General features: G+C 69.9%; 16 protein-coding genes. 8 read left to right on the top strand and 8 right to left on the bottom strand.

Annotated elements, in window-relative coordinates:
* Window positions 1–896 (top strand): protein-disulfide reductase DsbD family protein (locus CKO31_RS23120; protein ID WP_200242139.1); only part of this gene is annotated, 896 nt, incomplete at its 5' end.
* 66 nt (window positions 897–962) lie between these two features.
* Window positions 963–1,571 (top strand): thioredoxin family protein, encoded by a 609-nt coding sequence (locus CKO31_RS23115; RefSeq protein ID WP_200242138.1) that lies wholly within the window; start codon window positions 963–965, stop codon window positions 1,569–1,571.
* Window positions 1,572–1,660: 89 nt separating this feature from the next.
* On the opposite strand, the gene CKO31_RS23110 is transcribed toward CKO31_RS23115, so the two are convergent.
* Window positions 1,661–1,813: a hypothetical protein gene (locus tag CKO31_RS23110; RefSeq protein WP_200242137.1), complete on the bottom strand. Its 153-nt coding sequence runs from the start codon at window positions 1,811–1,813 to the stop codon at window positions 1,661–1,663.
* Here CKO31_RS23110 and CKO31_RS23105 point away from each other — a divergent pair.
* Window positions 1,806–2,153, top strand: coding sequence for an HVO_A0114 family putative DNA-binding protein (locus CKO31_RS23105; protein WP_200242136.1), 348 nt, complete (start codon window positions 1,806–1,808; stop codon window positions 2,151–2,153). The genes CKO31_RS23110 and CKO31_RS23105 overlap by 8 nt on opposite strands.
* A gap of 98 nt (window positions 2,154–2,251) precedes the next feature.
* Window positions 2,252–2,401, top strand: a complete 150-nt coding sequence (locus CKO31_RS23100) for a thioredoxin domain-containing protein (RefSeq protein WP_242475611.1) — start codon at window positions 2,252–2,254, stop codon at window positions 2,399–2,401.
* Window positions 2,402–2,667: 266 nt separating this feature from the next.
* On the opposite strand, the gene CKO31_RS23095 is transcribed toward CKO31_RS23100, so the two are convergent.
* The 4 genes from CKO31_RS23095 to CKO31_RS23080 form a co-directional block, all read right to left on the bottom strand.
* Entirely contained in the window at window positions 2,668–5,547 is a 2,880-nt protein-coding gene (locus CKO31_RS23095) for a DUF349 domain-containing protein (protein ID WP_200242134.1), read from the bottom strand.
* Between the two features lie 150 nt (window positions 5,548–5,697).
* Window positions 5,698–6,591, bottom strand: a complete 894-nt coding sequence (locus tag CKO31_RS23090; RefSeq protein WP_200242131.1) for a hypothetical protein — start codon at window positions 6,589–6,591, stop codon at window positions 5,698–5,700.
* 98 nt (window positions 6,592–6,689) lie between these two features.
* Entirely contained in the window at window positions 6,690–7,328 is a 639-nt protein-coding gene (locus tag CKO31_RS23085) for an MBL fold metallo-hydrolase (protein ID WP_200242128.1), read from the bottom strand.
* A gap of 75 nt (window positions 7,329–7,403) precedes the next feature.
* Window positions 7,404–7,934 carry an RDD family protein gene (locus CKO31_RS23080; RefSeq protein ID WP_242475610.1) on the bottom strand — a complete coding sequence of 177 codons (531 nt, stop codon included), beginning with the start codon at window positions 7,932–7,934 and terminating at the stop codon, window positions 7,404–7,406.
* 115 nt (window positions 7,935–8,049) lie between these two features.
* Here CKO31_RS23080 and CKO31_RS23075 point away from each other — a divergent pair, with 115 nt between their 5' ends.
* Both CKO31_RS23075 and fixJ read left to right on the top strand, forming a co-directional pair.
* Complete coding sequence (locus CKO31_RS23075) at window positions 8,050–10,677, top strand: PAS domain-containing sensor histidine kinase (RefSeq protein WP_322789202.1); 2,628 nt, start codon at window positions 8,050–8,052, stop codon at window positions 10,675–10,677.
* The gene (gene fixJ / locus CKO31_RS23070) at window positions 10,674–11,291 is read left to right on the top strand and encodes a response regulator FixJ (protein WP_200242125.1); all 618 of its coding nucleotides are present in this window, start codon (window positions 10,674–10,676) and stop codon (window positions 11,289–11,291) included. The genes CKO31_RS23075 and fixJ overlap by 4 nt, the downstream gene beginning before the upstream one ends.
* 369 nt (window positions 11,292–11,660) lie before the next feature.
* On the opposite strand, the gene CKO31_RS27450 is transcribed toward fixJ, so the two are convergent.
* The 3 genes from CKO31_RS27450 to CKO31_RS23055 form a co-directional block, all read right to left on the bottom strand.
* Window positions 11,661–11,738 carry a hypothetical protein gene (locus CKO31_RS27450; RefSeq protein WP_306341780.1) on the bottom strand — a complete coding sequence of 26 codons (78 nt, stop codon included), beginning with the start codon at window positions 11,736–11,738 and terminating at the stop codon, window positions 11,661–11,663.
* Between the two features lie 175 nt (window positions 11,739–11,913).
* Window positions 11,914–12,117 carry a type II toxin-antitoxin system prevent-host-death family antitoxin gene (locus CKO31_RS23060; protein ID WP_200242123.1) on the bottom strand — a complete coding sequence of 68 codons (204 nt, stop codon included), beginning with the start codon at window positions 12,115–12,117 and terminating at the stop codon, window positions 11,914–11,916.
* A 188-nt stretch (window positions 12,118–12,305) separates the two neighbouring features.
* Window positions 12,306–12,632, bottom strand: coding sequence for a class I SAM-dependent methyltransferase (locus CKO31_RS23055; protein ID WP_322789201.1), 327 nt, complete (start codon window positions 12,630–12,632; stop codon window positions 12,306–12,308).
* A 66-nt stretch (window positions 12,633–12,698) separates the two neighbouring features.
* Between CKO31_RS23055 and CKO31_RS23050 the strand changes: the two genes are divergently transcribed.
* Together CKO31_RS23050 and CKO31_RS23045 are read left to right on the top strand one after the other, a co-directional pair.
* Entirely contained in the window at window positions 12,699–12,995 is a 297-nt protein-coding gene (locus CKO31_RS23050) for a PIN domain-containing protein (protein ID WP_200242120.1), read from the top strand.
* Between the two features lie 693 nt (window positions 12,996–13,688).
* Window positions 13,689–14,604 (top strand): hypothetical protein (locus tag CKO31_RS23045; RefSeq protein WP_200242110.1); only part of this gene is annotated, 916 nt, incomplete at its 3' end.

The following is a 14,604-nucleotide window of genomic DNA, read 5'->3' as shown; positions in this document are numbered from 1 at the left end:
GGGGTCGCGGCGGCGTCGGGCACGCCGAGGGCCATCTCGGGGCCTTCGTCACCGGCGCGCTGGCGGCCCTGGTGGCGGCGCCCTGCACGGCGCCCTTCATGGGTGCGGCGCTGGGTTATGCGATGACCGTGCCCTGGCCGGCGGCCCTGGCCATCGTGCTGGCGCTGGGGCTCGGCATGGCGCTGCCCTTCCTGCTGCTGGCCCTCTCGCCCGGGCTCGCGCGACGCCTGCCGCGGCCGGGGCCCTGGATGGAGACCCTGAAGCAGGCCCTGGCCTTCCCGATGTTCGCCACCGCCGCCTGGCTGCTGTGGGTGCTGGCGGTGCAGACCGGGCCCGGCGGCCTCGCCGCGGCGCTCACCGGCATGCTCGTGCTTGCGTTCGCGCTCTGGGTGCAGGAGCGCACGCGCTATGCCCGCTCGCCTTGGCCCCGGGTCGGTGTCGGCGCGGCGGCGCTCGGGCTCGGCGTCGCGCTTTGGCTGGGTCTTGGGCTCACCGGCCGCGAGCCGGCGCCACCGGCGCTCGCGGCGGACGCTGAGGGCGCCGGTGCTGCGGCTGCGATGCCCGCGGAGCCCTATTCCGCCGGTCGCTTGGCGGCCGCCCGCGCCGACGGTCGGCCGGTCTTCGTCAACATGACCGCCGCCTGGTGCATCACCTGCCTGGTGAACGAGCGCGTGGCCCTGAGCCGGGCCGCCGTCGCCCGCGCCTTCGCCGAGCGGGGCGTGCTCTACCTCAAGGGCGACTGGACCAACCGCGACCCGGCCATCACCGACTATCTGGCGGGCTTCGGGCGCAACGGCGTGCCCATCTATGTCTTTTATCCGCCGGACGGCGAGCCCCGCGTGCTGCCGCAGGTGCTCACCGAGACCACCGTGCTGCGGCAGATCGGTGCCGGCTGAGTCGCCGGCGGCCCGAGCGCGTCTCAGCCATCATCCGCTGTCATCTACCACTGAGGAGAGCCGACCATGCAACTGCATCCCATCGCCACCGCCGCCGCCCTCTGCGCCGCCCTGATCGCCGGCACCGCCGCCGCCGCGCCCGAGGTGGGCAAGGCCGCGCCCGCCTTCACCGGCACCGACACCACGGGCAAGACCTGGGCGCTGGCCGAGCTGCGCGGCACGCCCGTGATCCTGGAATGGACCAACCACGACTGCCCCTACGTGGTGAAGCACTACGAGTCCGGCAACATGCAGGCGCTGCAGCAGGAGGCCACCGAGGCCGGCTACACGTGGCTCTCGGTGATCTCCTCCGCCCCCGGCAAGCAGGGCCACGTGAGCGCTGAGCAGGCGGATGGGCTGACGGCCTCCCGCAACGCCGCGCCCACCGCGGTGCTGCTGGACCCGAAGGGCGACATCGGCAAGGCCTACGGTGCCCGTACCACGCCGCACATGTTCATCATCGACGCGCAGGGCACCCTGGTCTACATGGGCGGCATCGACGACAAGCCCACCACCAACGTAGCCGACGTCGAGGGCGCCGAGAACTATGTGCGCCTGGCGATGGCCGACCTCGCCGCCGGCGAGTCCGTGGGCAAGGCCGTGACCCGGCCCTACGGCTGCTCGGTGAAGTACTGACGCAGGATCATCGAGTCGGGTACGGACGGTCCGCGGACGGGCCGTCCGCGTATCCTGCCTGCGGTCTTGCGCTCCCGTCGGACCCTCCTTCAAGACGGCGGTGCGTAAACCACTGCCTCGCGCCTATCGCTCTTCAGCGATATGTCGACGACACGGAAACGCCGCTGACCTTTGTCGATCTGGCCACCCTGCTCGCGCAGTTCCATCACGATATCGAGATTTGGAGGCGGGCCCATGGACATACTGACGATCCGCGTTGAGACCGAGGCGCAGTGGAGCACGCGCATCGTGCAGGCCGCCGAGCGCGGCGAGCCGCAACCGCCGGGTTACTCGTTCCGCAGCCATGAGGAGTTGCTGGACACGCTGACCGGTAATCGCTTCGCGATTCTCAAGGCCCTGTGTGGGGCCGGTCCGCTCGGGGTGCGCGAGCTGGCGCGGGGCGTAGGACGCGATGTGCGTGCGGTGCACGCCGACGCGCAGCGACTCGTTGGCATCGGGCTGATCGACCGGACCGAGAACGGCAAGCTGCATTTACCCTATTCCGGTGTCCACCTGGAGCTGGACTGGCGTGCGGCCGCTTGAATCACAGATTGGCTTTGGCCATAACTCGGACCACTCGGATAAGCGCAGGGTGGAGGGTGGACAAGCGGAGCGCAGTCCACCGTATTCCGCGATGCTACATGGGCGGCATCGACGACAAGCCCACCACCAACGTAGCCGACGTCGAGGGCGCCGAGAACTATGTGCGCCTGGCGATGGCCGACCTCGCCGCCGGCGAGTCCGTGGGCAAGGCCGTGCCCCGGCCCTACGGCTGCTCGGTGAAGTACTGACGTAGGTCGGGCTGAGGCACGAAGCCCGACGCCGCGCTTGCCGTCACCGCCTGATTGTCGGGCCTCCTGGCGTCGGCCCGACCTACGCCGAGGCATGTCTGTGCCGGTAGCAGGCAATATTGGCCTGGGTCTCTCGGCATGCGCAACAAGAGCCGCTTGCTGCGGAATCTGCCCGCACCCCTCCGAGCTACAGGAAACGCAGCGAAAAGGGGGAAGACCTCCGGATTATCGTGTTGGTAGACCGAGGCAATGGGCGCCCCCGTCGATCAGGCCGTTGCGGCGTCCGCCGGCCGCAGTGCGACCGTGATGCACTTGAGGCGGGCGTGGAGATCCGGCGCCTCTGCCGCCGGCGCCGCCGCGTACCATCGCAGCAATAGGGCGAGCGGGTCCGCGTCGTCGTCGGCGGTCTCGCTGCCCGCACTCAGACGGGCCTTGAGGCGCTGCACCTGGCGGGCCATGCGCTCGGCTTCCAGCTCGGGCGGTGAGTCCACGCCGGCGGCGATCTCAAGGCGCAGGCACAGCTCGCGGCGCGCCTCGACGGCGTCGGCCATGTGGGTGCGCAGCCGCTCCAGCGCGTCGGCGTCGCCGCCGGCCGCCGCCAGCACCAAGGCCGCGGCGTCTTCCAGGGCCTGCGCGGTCTCGGTGTCGGCCGCCGCCGGCAGGGCCTCCCAGGCTGCCGCCAGGGCTGCGGCATCCAGCGCCTGCACAGTGCCGTCGACCAGGGCCCGGGCCGTCTCGTCGCACCAGGCGGCGCGGCGTCCCAGGGCCTCCAGCTGCGCCCACCGGGCCGCGGCCGTCAGGGCCTCGAGCTTGGCGTGCGCGGCGTCTTGGGCCTGCTGCCAGCGCCGGCTCAGGGTCTGGATCTTGGCCTTGGGCACGCGCAATCCCTCGGTGCTCTGCCATTGCTGCGCCTGCTCGCGCAGGGCTTTGCGCAGCGCATCGGCGTCCGTCGCCCGGGCCGTGGCCTGCTCCAATGCTGCGCAGATGGCCTCGCGGTCGGCGAGATACTCGTCCTGCTCGGCGTTGCGGGCGCGCTGCTCCGCCTCGCGGCGGGCGAAGACCGCGTCGGCGGCGGCGCGGAATTCCTGCCACAGGGCGTTCTCGTCGCGTTTGCGGCCGGTCACCGTCGGCCGCCACTGGCGCTGCAGGGCCTTGGCGGACTCCATGGCGGCCCGCAGGTCCGGCTCGTCCACCAGCCGCTGCATCTGCGCTATGAGCTCGCGCCGCTCGGCGAGATTGCGCTCGCGCTCGGCGTCCAGGGCCTCTTCCAGCCGCCGCAGCGACTTGCGAAAGCGCCCCTCCAGCGGCCGGCGTTGGTCGCGGCGGCGGGCGCCCGGCGCCGCCGCCGGCGCGGGCTCCAGCGCCGCCCAGGCCTGGCGCATCTCGCGGGCGGCACGCATGGCCTTCTTCCAATCCATGCGCGCCCAGTCCACCTGGTCCAGAAAGGCTTCCAGCTGCCGGCACAGGGCCTCGCGCTGCTCGCGGTTGGCGGCCTGGAGCTTGGTCTGGGCGTCGTAGAAGGGCTTGCAGCGGTTGCGGATGGTCTCGGCGGCGGCGCGAAAGCGCTGCCACAGCGCGTCGTCCGCCGGGGCGCCGTTGCGGTCGAGCCCGCGCCAGTCGTCCTGGAGCTCCGCCAGCCGATGCGCCAGGGGCTCCAGGTCGTGCTTGGTGTCGGCGGCCAGGCGCTCGATCTCCTCGCACAAGGCCTGGCGGTGGGTGTCGGCGCCCCAGCGGCGCCAGCGCTGAAGCTCTTTCAGCTGCGGGGCGATGTCCTTGAGGTGGCGCTCCGCCGCCGCCGTGTCGCTCGCCGGCAGGCCGGCGGTGTGGGCATGGTCCAGGGTCGCCCGGATGCTCTGATACAGCGGCTCCGCCTGCTTGAGCCGGCCGGCGGCGAAGTGGGCGTCCAGCTCCGCGAGGCGCTCCGGCAGTGAGGCGAGCTTGCGGCGCATCTGCTCGCGGTGCTTCTTGAGCCGCGCGGCGAGCTTCTCGACGGCCTCGATGGTGGCCGCCGGCACCTCGCCGGCGGCGCGCAGGTCCTTGAGGCGCCGCTCGCAGGTCTGCACCCGGCGCTGCTCGAAGGCGCCGGCGGCCAGGGCGTCCTCGGCGTCGCGGCGCAGCTGCTCGGCGCTGCGCCGGCGTTTGCGCTCGGCGGCGAGCTGATCCTGGCGCGCGCGGGCGGCGGCCTCGGCGTCGGCGTAGGCGCGCTGATCCTTAGCCGGGGCGCCGTCGGCGACGGCCTCCCAGTCGCGGGCGAGCTCTCGCAGGCGTGCGGACAGGGCGTCCGGGTCGCTCAGGGCGCTTGCCTCCGCCAGGGCGCGGATCAGCTCGGCGCGGCGCCCGGCGTCGGCGGCACTGGCCTCGGCGGCGGCAAGCTCTGCGGCATGCGCAGCCGCATGGGCCTCGTAGGCGCTCAGGAAATCCGCGCGCAGCCGCTCGCGGCGGCTGCGGCGCTCGGTGTCGAGCTCGGCGCCCAGGGCGGCCTCGATCTCGGCCCACTCCCGGTCCAGGTGCTGGAGCAGGGCCTGGTCCTGGGACCAGTTGTCATAGCGCCCCAGGCGCTCGAGCTTGTCGCAGACCGCATCGGCCGCCGCGCGCAGCCGGCGCGGGCGCTCTTCGGCCTCGGCCATGGCGCGCAGGCGCTCCTTGACCAGGCGGTAGACGCCTTTGTCGCGCTTGCCGACGCGCCGCTGCACCGCCTCCAGCGCGGTGCGATCGTGCAGGCGCTCGGCCGCGGCGTGGCGATTGGCGGCGAGCGGGTCGTCCACGGCGCAGGTGGCGAGGTGCTCGGGGTGCTGGAGGCGCTCAATGGCGGAGCGGCGCAGCTCGGGCTCCACGGCCTCGTGCGCCACCTGCGCCAGGAGTGTTTCGTCGTCGAGAGCGGCCAACGTTGCGCTGCGCTCGGCGAGCGTCGGGGCCTGCTCGTCCTGTCCGCACAGGAGCCGGCGGAAGCGCGCCATGGCGAGATCGCGCACACCGGCGTCGGCGTCGGCGTCGGCGATGCCCTGCAGCACTTGCAGCTGCACCACCGCGCGGCAGGCCTCGCGCCGGGCGGCGGCGTCCGGCGCATTGCGTGCCGTCTCGATGAGGGCGGCCGCATCCGGCGGGCGCCGGCTGCGCGTCTTGTCCAGAAGCTGCTTGAAGAACATCGGCGGGCTGGTGGCGGCGCAAAACCGCCGATTGTAGCGGACCCGCGGCCCGCCGGGTGCGCCGCGGCCGCCGCTGGTCCGACGGCTGTGCAGACAGGCTGTCGCTGAAACCGGGCTGTGGCGCCCTTGGGCCTCTCCAGCGCCTTCTGCTCAGCTCAGGGCGCGCTGCAGCAACCCGGTGTCCGTGGGGATGGCGGTGTCGGTGGCCTTGGCGACGGCCCGCAGCACCTGCGCGAAGGGGGCCTTCGCGGCGGCGGCCGGGCGGTCGTCGAAGCACTGCTCGTAGACCTGGGCGGCGTGGCGGATGAAGGCGAGTGCCATGGCCTCGGTGTCCGCGGCGGACGCCGGTGGAGGCGATGCCGGCTCGGCACGAGCCCGGGACCGGGGCTGGCCGGCGTCCGCGGTTGCCGCCGACGCGGCGTCTTGGGTGGTCTCGGCTTTGCTCAGGGCATGTCCGAGGTGCGCCAGCTCGGCGCCGAGCGCATCGAGGTAAGCGTCGGCGTAGACACGCCGCAGCGGGTCGCTGTCGGTAAGACGATGGGTCAGGTGGGCGCGCGTCCGGGCGTCCAGCACCGCGAGCGCATCGGCGAGGGCGCGGGCGCGCTCGGCGACGAGCTCCTCGGCGCCGGCCCCGGCGTCTGCGCGCTTACCGCTAGGCTGGCTTGCGGCCTGCTCGGGCGCGGTGGCGGTGTCCGTAGCCGCGGCCTGCGGCGCGCTGGTTTCCGGCTCGCGCTGTTCGTCGAGGCCCGCGGCGAGCACGGCGAGGTCGTAGGCGATGGCGCCGATGAAGATCTCCCGCGCCGTCGCGTCGCCGAGCTCGCAGTCCGCCAGTGCCCGCTCGATGGCCGTGCGCTGCGCGGCCGTGTAGGGGTAGGGCTCGACGAAGTGCTTCTTGGACTTGCTGGCGGCGGAGCGGGGCTTGGCCGAGGGGGCCGGGGTTGCATTCGGGGTATTCGGGCTCGCGGCGGGGTCGGTGCCCGGCGGCACCAGCCAGGGCCGGCGGTGCCCGGGGGAGCTGCGGGCGCTCCAGTCGGTCTTGGGCATGGGCTGCTCCTGCGCTCGTGGTTATCCAAAGTATGGACCGCGGGGCGGTGCTTCGCAGGAGCGGCCCGTCGGTCAGCCGGGTCGGTCAGCCGGGTCCCTCAGCTGGCGGTGCCGACGAAGGGATTGGTGCGGCGCTCCTCGCCGAAGGTGCTCATGGGCCCGTGACCGGGGATGAAGCGCACATCGTCGCCCAGGGGAAACAGCCGCTCGCGGATGGAGCGCAGCAGGTCGGCGTGGTTGCCGCGGGGGAAGTCGCTGCGGCCGATGCCGCCGGCGAAGATGACATCGCCCACCTGCGCGAGGCGGGCGTCGGCGTCGAACAGCACGATATGACCGGGGGTATGGCCGGGACAGTGCAGCACCCGCAGGCGGCGGTTGCCGAGCTCCACCACGTCCTCATCGGCGAGCCAGCGCCCGGGCCGGAAGGCCTCGTGCGGCGGGAAGCCGAACATCTGCGCCTGCTGCGGCAGCGCGTCGAGCCAGAAGGCGTCGTCGGGGTGGGGGCCGACGATGGGCAGCCCGAGCTGCGCCGCCAGCGCGGGCGTGGCGCCCACGTGGTCCAGATGGCCGTGGGTGAGGAGGATCATCGCCGGCTCGGCATGCATCGCAGCCAGGGCCGCGGTGATGCGCTCGGGCTCGCCGCCCGGGTCGACGATGGCGGTGGCGCCGGTGTCGGGGCAGCGCAGCAGGGTGCAGTTCTGCTGAAAGGGGGTGACGGGAATGATGCGGTAGTCCACGGCGCTTGCGCTGGTTGTGTCGGCTCGGGTGATGGGTATGGCCGGTGGGTGCCGCCGGACGGGGCTGCCGGCCGGTCAGCGACCCTTGCGCTTGCGCTTGGCGGCGAGCACCGGGCGCGTGCCGGAGAGGCGGTCGTACCAGGCGAGTCCGTCACGGTCGAACAGCACCCAGAGCAGACCCGCGCCCAGCGGCAGCAGGGTCAGTGCGGCGAAGGCGAGGCGGCGCAGCGCATCGGCGGGCGTGGGCACGCCGCCGTCGGTGCGCAGCAGCAAAGTACGCCAGCTGCGCATGCCGAGCGTCTGGCGCCCGCCGGTCCAGAAATAGACGTAGTAGGCGGCGATCACTGCCAGCAAATAGGCCTGAAACAGCAGCCGCGCCGCGCCCGTGATGGCCTCGCTGCCGGTGAGCAGGTTGTACAGCGTGTAGAACACGGCCGCCGCCACCACCAGGACGCCCGCCAGGAGCATCAGGTCATAGAGCATAGTAGCGAGCCGGCGCAGCAGGCCCGGGACACGGGCCTGGCCGAGGTTGGCCCCGGGCTCTGCGGCGCTTGTCAGGGTGTCGCTCATGGGGTGCAGTGTGCGGGTGCGAGCGGTGATTGTCATTGATTTGCTGCATCGGGCCGTGGTGGCGGCGGAAGGTTCCGTCGCGCTCGTCCGTGCCGGTGGCCCGAGGCACTTCGGCTAGACTAGGGCCGTGAACAGACCCCGACAAACCCGTGTGAAGCTGCCGAAAACCTCCGTCAAGCCAGCGGTGTACCGTCTATTGCGCCATTTGCCGATGCCGCTGATCGCGATCCTGATCGGCCTGGTGGCAGGGCTCGCGGTCTGGGGCGTGCTGGATCAGGTACAAAGCAAGGCGGTGGAGCGCATCTTCAACAAAGAGCTGACCGCGCGGCTCGATCTGCGCTCGCGCGAGAGCCTGCTGCGCTTCGATCAGTATATGAACAATTATGCGGCCACGGCGCGGCTGCTGGCCAATCACCGCCGCCTCGCACAATACCTGGAGCCGCTGTTCTGGTTTCCGGAAGAGGACGTGGAGCCGGTGGTGTATGAGCAGTTCCGCCCCTTCTGGCTGCCGGACTTCTTCGAGCGCAATGCGCTGCTGGCGCCGAGTCACGTGCTGCTGATGGACACCCGCGGCCAGGTGCGCGAGATCTACCAGGCCGGCAAGAAGGCGCTGCCCCCGGACATGCTCGCCGACGCCGGCACCTGGGTGGGCGACGGCGACGAGGTGCACACCGTGCTGGCCAGGGCCGGCGATCGGCCCTACCTGGTGGTGAGCGACCGGGTGGAGGACGCCGGCGGCTACGGCATGGGCCATCTAGTGGTGGTGGTGCCCATCGATTCAGCCTTTCTCGAGGCCTCCGAGGGCAGCGTCTCGGCGGACAGCTCGGCGGTGGCCCTGGTGGACGCCGACGAGCAGCGTATCCTCGCCACCAACGAGCCAAAGCAGTTGCTCCCCGGCACCCTGCTGGAGCAGTGGGGCGAGGAGTTCGTCGTCACCTCCCAGTCGCTGCCGGAGTACGAGGGCTCCAACTGGAACATGCTGTTCGCCACCTTCATCCCGCATTCCAGCGTGGACAAAATGACCGAGCGGGTGGTGCAGTTCGAGCGCAACCAGCGGCTCATCGCCGCGCTGGTGTTCATCGCCGTGTTCACGCTGGTGATCTACCTCGTCTCCGCGCGGCTGAACCGGGTGCTGGCGCGCATGACTCGCTTCTCGCAGCGGGCGCTGGAGATCGAGCAGCCCAACTTCAAGCGCGGCGGCAATCAGCTGCTGTTGCTGGAGGACTGGATTCAGCACTTCACCAATCTGGTGCTCAAGGCGCGGGAGGAGATGAACCGCCGCCACGCCCATGAGATGCGCGAGACCGAAGCGCTCAAGGCCGCCATCATGGAGGCGTCTCTGGACGCCATCGTCACCCTGGACCGAGCCGGGCTGGTCATCGACTACAACCCGATGGCCGAGGCCATGCTGGGCTTGACGCCCCAGAACGCCATCAACGGTGACTTCGCGCGGCGTTTTCTGGACCCGGCGGAGCACGCCGCCTTCCTCGGCATGCTCTCGGAGTCCGGCCGGCGACAGCACGGCCATCGCCGCCCGCATGCCCGCGGTGAGCTCTGGGCCAAGCGCGCGGACGGCTCACGCTTCCCGGTGGAGATGTCCATCGTGCCCATCGACATCGACGACGAGCGCGTCTATACCCTCTACATCCACGACGCGACCCAGCGCAAGGCGGCGGAGCGGGAGATCAAGAGCCTGGCCCGGTTCGCCAGCGAAAGCCCGAACCCCATCTTGCGGGTGAATGCCGAGGGGCTCATCGTCTACGCCAATGCCGCGAGCCGGCCGCTCACCAACGCCTGGGCCAGCGGGCCCGGGCAGCTGCTGCCGCTGGTGTGGATCGGCGAGGTGCAGGCGGTGCTGGAGGACGGCCAGAACCACGAGCGCGAGGACGACCAAGACGAGCAGATCTACTCCCTGCTGTTCGTGCCCATCACCGACCTCGGCTATGTGAACATCTACGCCCGCGACATCACCGCCGTGCGCCGGGCGGAGCAGGAGTCGCGCCAGCACCAATCGGAGCTGGTGCACGTGTGCCGGCTCTCCACCATGGGCGAGGTGGCCACCGGTATGGCCCACGAGCTCAACCAGCCGCTGTCGGCCATCGTCAACTATGCCAAAGGCGCGAGTCGGCGGCTACAAAGCGGCATACTGGACACCGAGCCCCTGGTGGAGGCCATGCGTCAGATCTCCTCCCAGGCCCAGCGCGCCGGCGAGATCATCCGCCGGCTGCGGGCCCTGGTGGGCAAGCAGGCGCCGATTCGCAGCGTCGTGGACCTGAATTATCTGGTGCGCGAGGTGTGCGGCTTCCTAGAGTTCGAGACCGGCAAGCTCGAATTGCGTATCGAGCTGGACCTCGCCGAGGGCGAGATTCCGGTGAACGTGGACCTGGTGCAGATCGAGCAGGTGCTGCTGAACCTGGTCCGCAATGCCCTGGACGCGCTGGAGCACAAGTCGGTGGCGGACCGCCATCTTGCCATCTTCACGCTGGTGCGCGATGCCGAGGCCGTCGTCGGCGTCGCCGACAACGGCCCCGGCATTCCCGAGGAGCGCATGATGCACCTGTTCGATCCGTTCTACACCACCAAGGAGACCGGTATGGGTATGGGGCTGGCCATCAGTCAGACCATCATCGACGACCACGGGGGCGAGATCCGCGCCGAATCCGAGCCGGGGCGGGGCACCGTGCTGCACGTGCACCTGCCCCTGGCCGAGGAGGCGCTCGCCGCCGGGCCCGAGCCCGAGGCAGCCGCGCCGCAGCTGATTGCGGAGGGCGGCCGATGAGCCGGGAGGAGACCGTCTTCGTCGTCGACGACGACCAGGCCATGCGCAGCTCCCTGCAATGGCTCATCGAGTCCATGGGCATGCGCGTGGAGACCTACGACTCCGCCCAGGCCTTTTTGGACGCCTACTATCCCGGCCGCGCCGGCTGCCTGCTGCTGGACGTGCGCATGCCCGGCATGAGCGGGCTGGAGCTGCAGGCCTATCTCGCCAAGCGCGAGCACCGCATCCCGGTGATCATCATCACCGGCCACGGCGACGTGGCCATGGCCGTGAAGGCCATGAAGAACGGCGCCGTGGACTTCATCGAGAAGCCCTTCGACGACGAGGCCCTGGTCGTCAGCATCCGCAACGCCCTCCAGCACGACGAGAAGCAGCGCGCGCTGCGCGCGCAGCGGGCGGACATCGCCGCGCGCATGGCGGAGCTCACACCGCGCGAGCACGAGGTCATGACTATGGTCACCGACGGCCGCTCCAACAAAGAGATCGCCACCTCCCTCGGCGTCAGCGCCAAGACCGTCGAGGTCCACCGCGCCCGGGTCATGGACAAGATGCGCGCGGACTCGCTGGCCGAGCTGGTGCGGATGGTGATGATGGCGGGTGGGGAGACGGAGTAGGAAGGGCTGAGGGCTGAGGGCTGAGGGGCGAGGGCGGAGGGGCGAGGGCCTAGTGCCCACCCGCGTTAGAGTCCGGAGACCGTAGCGTTGCACTAGGCCGGGCGCTTGCTTCGCCGGTCGCCGGCACCGATGCCTTCCGCAGCCCTCAGCCCTCAGCCCTGGTGTAACCCCACTCTCCAACCGAAGCCGCCCATGTCATCCCTCTTGTTTGTCTCGTGACACCGCTCCAGCGGTGTCACGCGTCGCCGGGCGCTCCGCGCCTCGAGGCCAACCAAGGTACAGCCACGGCCACCGCCCTGCGCAACAGCGTATTCAGCCACCGCTCCGACTCGCGGCCGGGGCGCAGTTCGCCGGTGGTCGAAACCCGCATCAGCGGCGATAGATTTCGCGCCGATGCCCAACGTCCACAACGAGGACGACGAGCTGCTGATCCTCGATCTCGTACAAGACCCGATAGTCGCCCCCCGCAGGCGATAGGCATCCCGCCCAGTGAGCCTCTTCACTCCCGGTGGCCGCGGATCACGAGTAAGCCCGCGAATCGCGTTCGCGATACGGCCCCTGTCTCGCTGCTCGATGCGCGCCAGCGCCTTCTGAGCCCGGCGCTCGATGACGAGCGTGTACCTCAAATGCCAGCGTCCCCGTCGATCTCCGCCATCGCCTGCTCAAAGGGCACGGGGTCAGAGTGCTGCCGCTTCGCCTCATCGTAGGCGCGAATATCCCCGAGCTCCTCCAGCGCCTCCTGGATCCGCTCCCACTCATCAAGTGGGACCAGGACCGCGGTGGGTCTGCCGGCTTCGTCAACGACGTATTGCTCGCGTGTGGTCATCGCATCGGTCTCCGGGGCAAGCGCCTGTCTGTCCAATTCCTTGAGTCTAAGGTTACATCAGTGGACCCGACCAAACGTTCGACACCGTCCGTCTCGTGACACCGCTCCAGCGGTGTCACGCGTCGCCGGGCGCTGCGCGCCTCGAGGCCAACCAAGGTACAGCCACGGCCACCGTCCTACGCAACATCTTATTCAGCCACCGCCCCGAGCCACGGCCGGGCCGCAGATCGCCGGTGGTCCAGATCTCCACCTCGTCCAGGCCCGACACCTCGGCCGCCGTGCAATGCCGCCAGCGCGACCAGGGCGGGGGACGCATCGAAGGCGGTGACCCGATGGCCGCGTTTGGCGAACGCCAGGGCATCGCGACCCGAGCCGCAGCCGGTGTCGCGGACCTGCGCCGCCTCCGGCAACAGCGGCAGGAAGCGCCCATAGAGCAGGGTCATGTCGACGTCCACGGTGTCGGCGAAGAGCATCCCCGCGTTGTGCTGGTCGTAGGCGTTGTTCAGATCTGACACCGGGGAGCCTCGTCGGCGGCAGACTGGGAGCGCTGGCTTTCCAGCCGGCCCGCAACGAGCGCAGCGATGTTGCTCTCCATCAACGCAAGGACCCTGCTGGAGGACAGCGGCAACAGGCTGTTGCTCTCGACCGCTGCCGTCTGGGAAATGGGTGTCAAGCACGCACTGGGGCGGCTGCGGCTTCCAAACAACCTGCCACCGGCGGACTTCATCCCCGAGGCGCGCCCACGCATGTCGACGCCGAGGGTGTTGGCGCAGCAAGCATGGGCTGCGGTGACGTGCACGCTTGCCGACTGTCGCCGGCTGGCAGCTACGGCGCACGCGTGGGGTCTGCATGCGCGTCGACCTCGTGCGAAACCCTGAGCCTGTAACTTCGCCGCTAGTCGCGCCGGTAGTGGAGCGCGTGCTTGGTTGCCGGGCCTGCCTCCTTCATGCGCCCTCCGCCTTCGTCTGTGGGCAGTGTGAGACCTGACCCCGCCCCCCTGTCCCCGGAAGCCGTCCCCGGAATCCTGGCACGGTGGAGGCCATAACTAGTCTGACACCGGGACCAATTTGCCGGAGGGAGGGCGTAACAGTAATCCCTGTCCTAGGTCAACTATCAGGCGCATTTAGCTGCTCGCCGCGCACGAAAGCATTCCGAAACTACACAATAATATCACAAGCCTACCAGGGTTCCACGTCAAGCCCGCCGAGACGACAGGGCGAGCGCACATAAACCAGCGGAGAATCAGCTGGGTGAGGCATTATTCGAGAAAGCCTTTGAGGAGTTTCTCGTGTCTGCCAGCATTATTGAGCATTTTGCTCCGGTTCCGGACTTTCGCATTGAGCGCAACAAGCTCTATCCGCTGCCGGAAATCCTCCTGTTGGTCGTCAGGGGGGTGCTAGGTAGTTCAGTTTCCGCAAAATCCGCCCCCGCTCGTTCATGCAGAACAGCTTCTTGGCGAGGAAAGCGGAGGCGGGGCTTGAAGAGTTGACGGGAACCTCTGAAAATCCCTCGATCTGCTGGCACGCCGCTACGCTCGGCATGGCGTGCAACCGATCCGAGGTGCGCGGCGCATGAACAATCCGAAGACTCCCGTTTCCCGACTGCTGCGTCTCGCGCGCCACGCGCGCGAGCGCTGGAAGGAGAAGGCGCTGGAGCGTCAGCAGCGCCTGCGTTCGGCGCAGGTGCGCATCCGCGACCTGGAGCGCAGCCGTGCCTACTGGAAGGATCGGGCCTTGTCGGCCGAGGGCCGCAGCCCGGCGGACGACGCATCGGGCGAGGACACCGACGAGGACGCCGACGGGGAGTCGCCCGGGGCATTGGTGCCTACCCGTATCGCCAACCATCGCTATTCGCTGGAGGCGATACAGCTGAGCATGGCGCTGTATCTGCGGATCGGCCTCGGCTGCCGCGGGGTCGGCAAGGTCCTGCGTCTGTTCTCGCCGTATGTGCCGCTGGGCGTTCCGGCTGCGACCACCGTGCTGAATTGGTGCTGTCGCTTGGGCTTGGGCGTGCTGAAGCGTCCGCCGCCGCGCCGCGACGATTGGATTTTCGTGCTGGATCACACGGTGGCCTTGGGCACGCTGAAGTGTTTGGTGGTGCTCGGCATTCCCGCCGCTCGGTTGGCCGAGGCCGGTTATTCGCCCTGCCATGGCGACATGACGGTGCTGGCCGTGGAGGTGATGGTGAACAGCAACGGGATTCGGGTGGCGGCGGTGCTGGAGCAGGTGAGTGCCCGCACGGGGGCGCCCGTGCAGATCGTCGCCGACCACGGGAGCGACCTGCGCAAGGGCATCGCGCTGTATCGCCGGCAGGCGCCGAATTGCGTGCAGACCTACGACATCTCCCATGCCGTGGCGACACAATTGAAGGCGCACTGGGGCGATCACGCGCCTTGGCAGGCGTTCCTGCAGCAGGCGAGCAGCGCCTTGAGCCGTTGCCAACAAACGGACGTGGCGTTTCTGCTGCCGCCGTGCCAACGCACCAAGG

Source organism: Thiohalocapsa halophila, from assembly GCF_016583825.1.
Classification (GTDB): Bacteria; Pseudomonadota; Gammaproteobacteria; order Chromatiales; family Chromatiaceae; genus Thiohalocapsa; species Thiohalocapsa halophila.
The sequence above is the reverse complement of the archived record's forward strand: the minus strand, read 5'-3'. Positions and strand labels throughout refer to the sequence as shown.

Coding starts and splice junctions, on each gene's coding strand:
- fixJ (WP_200242125.1), top strand. CDS start 10,674: ATGAGCCGGGAGGAGACCGTCTTCGTCGTCGACGACGACCAGGCCATG.
- CKO31_RS23060 (WP_200242123.1), bottom strand. CDS start 12,117: ATGACCACACGCGAGCAATACGTCGTTGACGAAGCCGGCAGACCCACC.
- CKO31_RS23090 (WP_200242131.1), bottom strand. CDS start 6,591: ATGCCCAAGACCGACTGGAGCGCCCGCAGCTCCCCCGGGCACCGCCGG.
- CKO31_RS23050 (WP_200242120.1), top strand. CDS start 12,699: ATGTTGCTCTCCATCAACGCAAGGACCCTGCTGGAGGACAGCGGCAAC.
- CKO31_RS23100 (WP_242475611.1), top strand. CDS start 2,252: ATGGGCGGCATCGACGACAAGCCCACCACCAACGTAGCCGACGTCGAG.
- CKO31_RS23095 (WP_200242134.1), bottom strand. CDS start 5,547: ATGTTCTTCAAGCAGCTTCTGGACAAGACGCGCAGCCGGCGCCCGCCG.
- CKO31_RS23105 (WP_200242136.1), top strand. CDS start 1,806: ATGGACATACTGACGATCCGCGTTGAGACCGAGGCGCAGTGGAGCACG.
- CKO31_RS23080 (WP_242475610.1), bottom strand. CDS start 7,934: ATGACAATCACCGCTCGCACCCGCACACTGCACCCCATGAGCGACACC.
- CKO31_RS23110 (WP_200242137.1), bottom strand. CDS start 1,813: ATGTCCATGGGCCCGCCTCCAAATCTCGATATCGTGATGGAACTGCGC.
- CKO31_RS23115 (WP_200242138.1), top strand. CDS start 963: ATGCAACTGCATCCCATCGCCACCGCCGCCGCCCTCTGCGCCGCCCTG.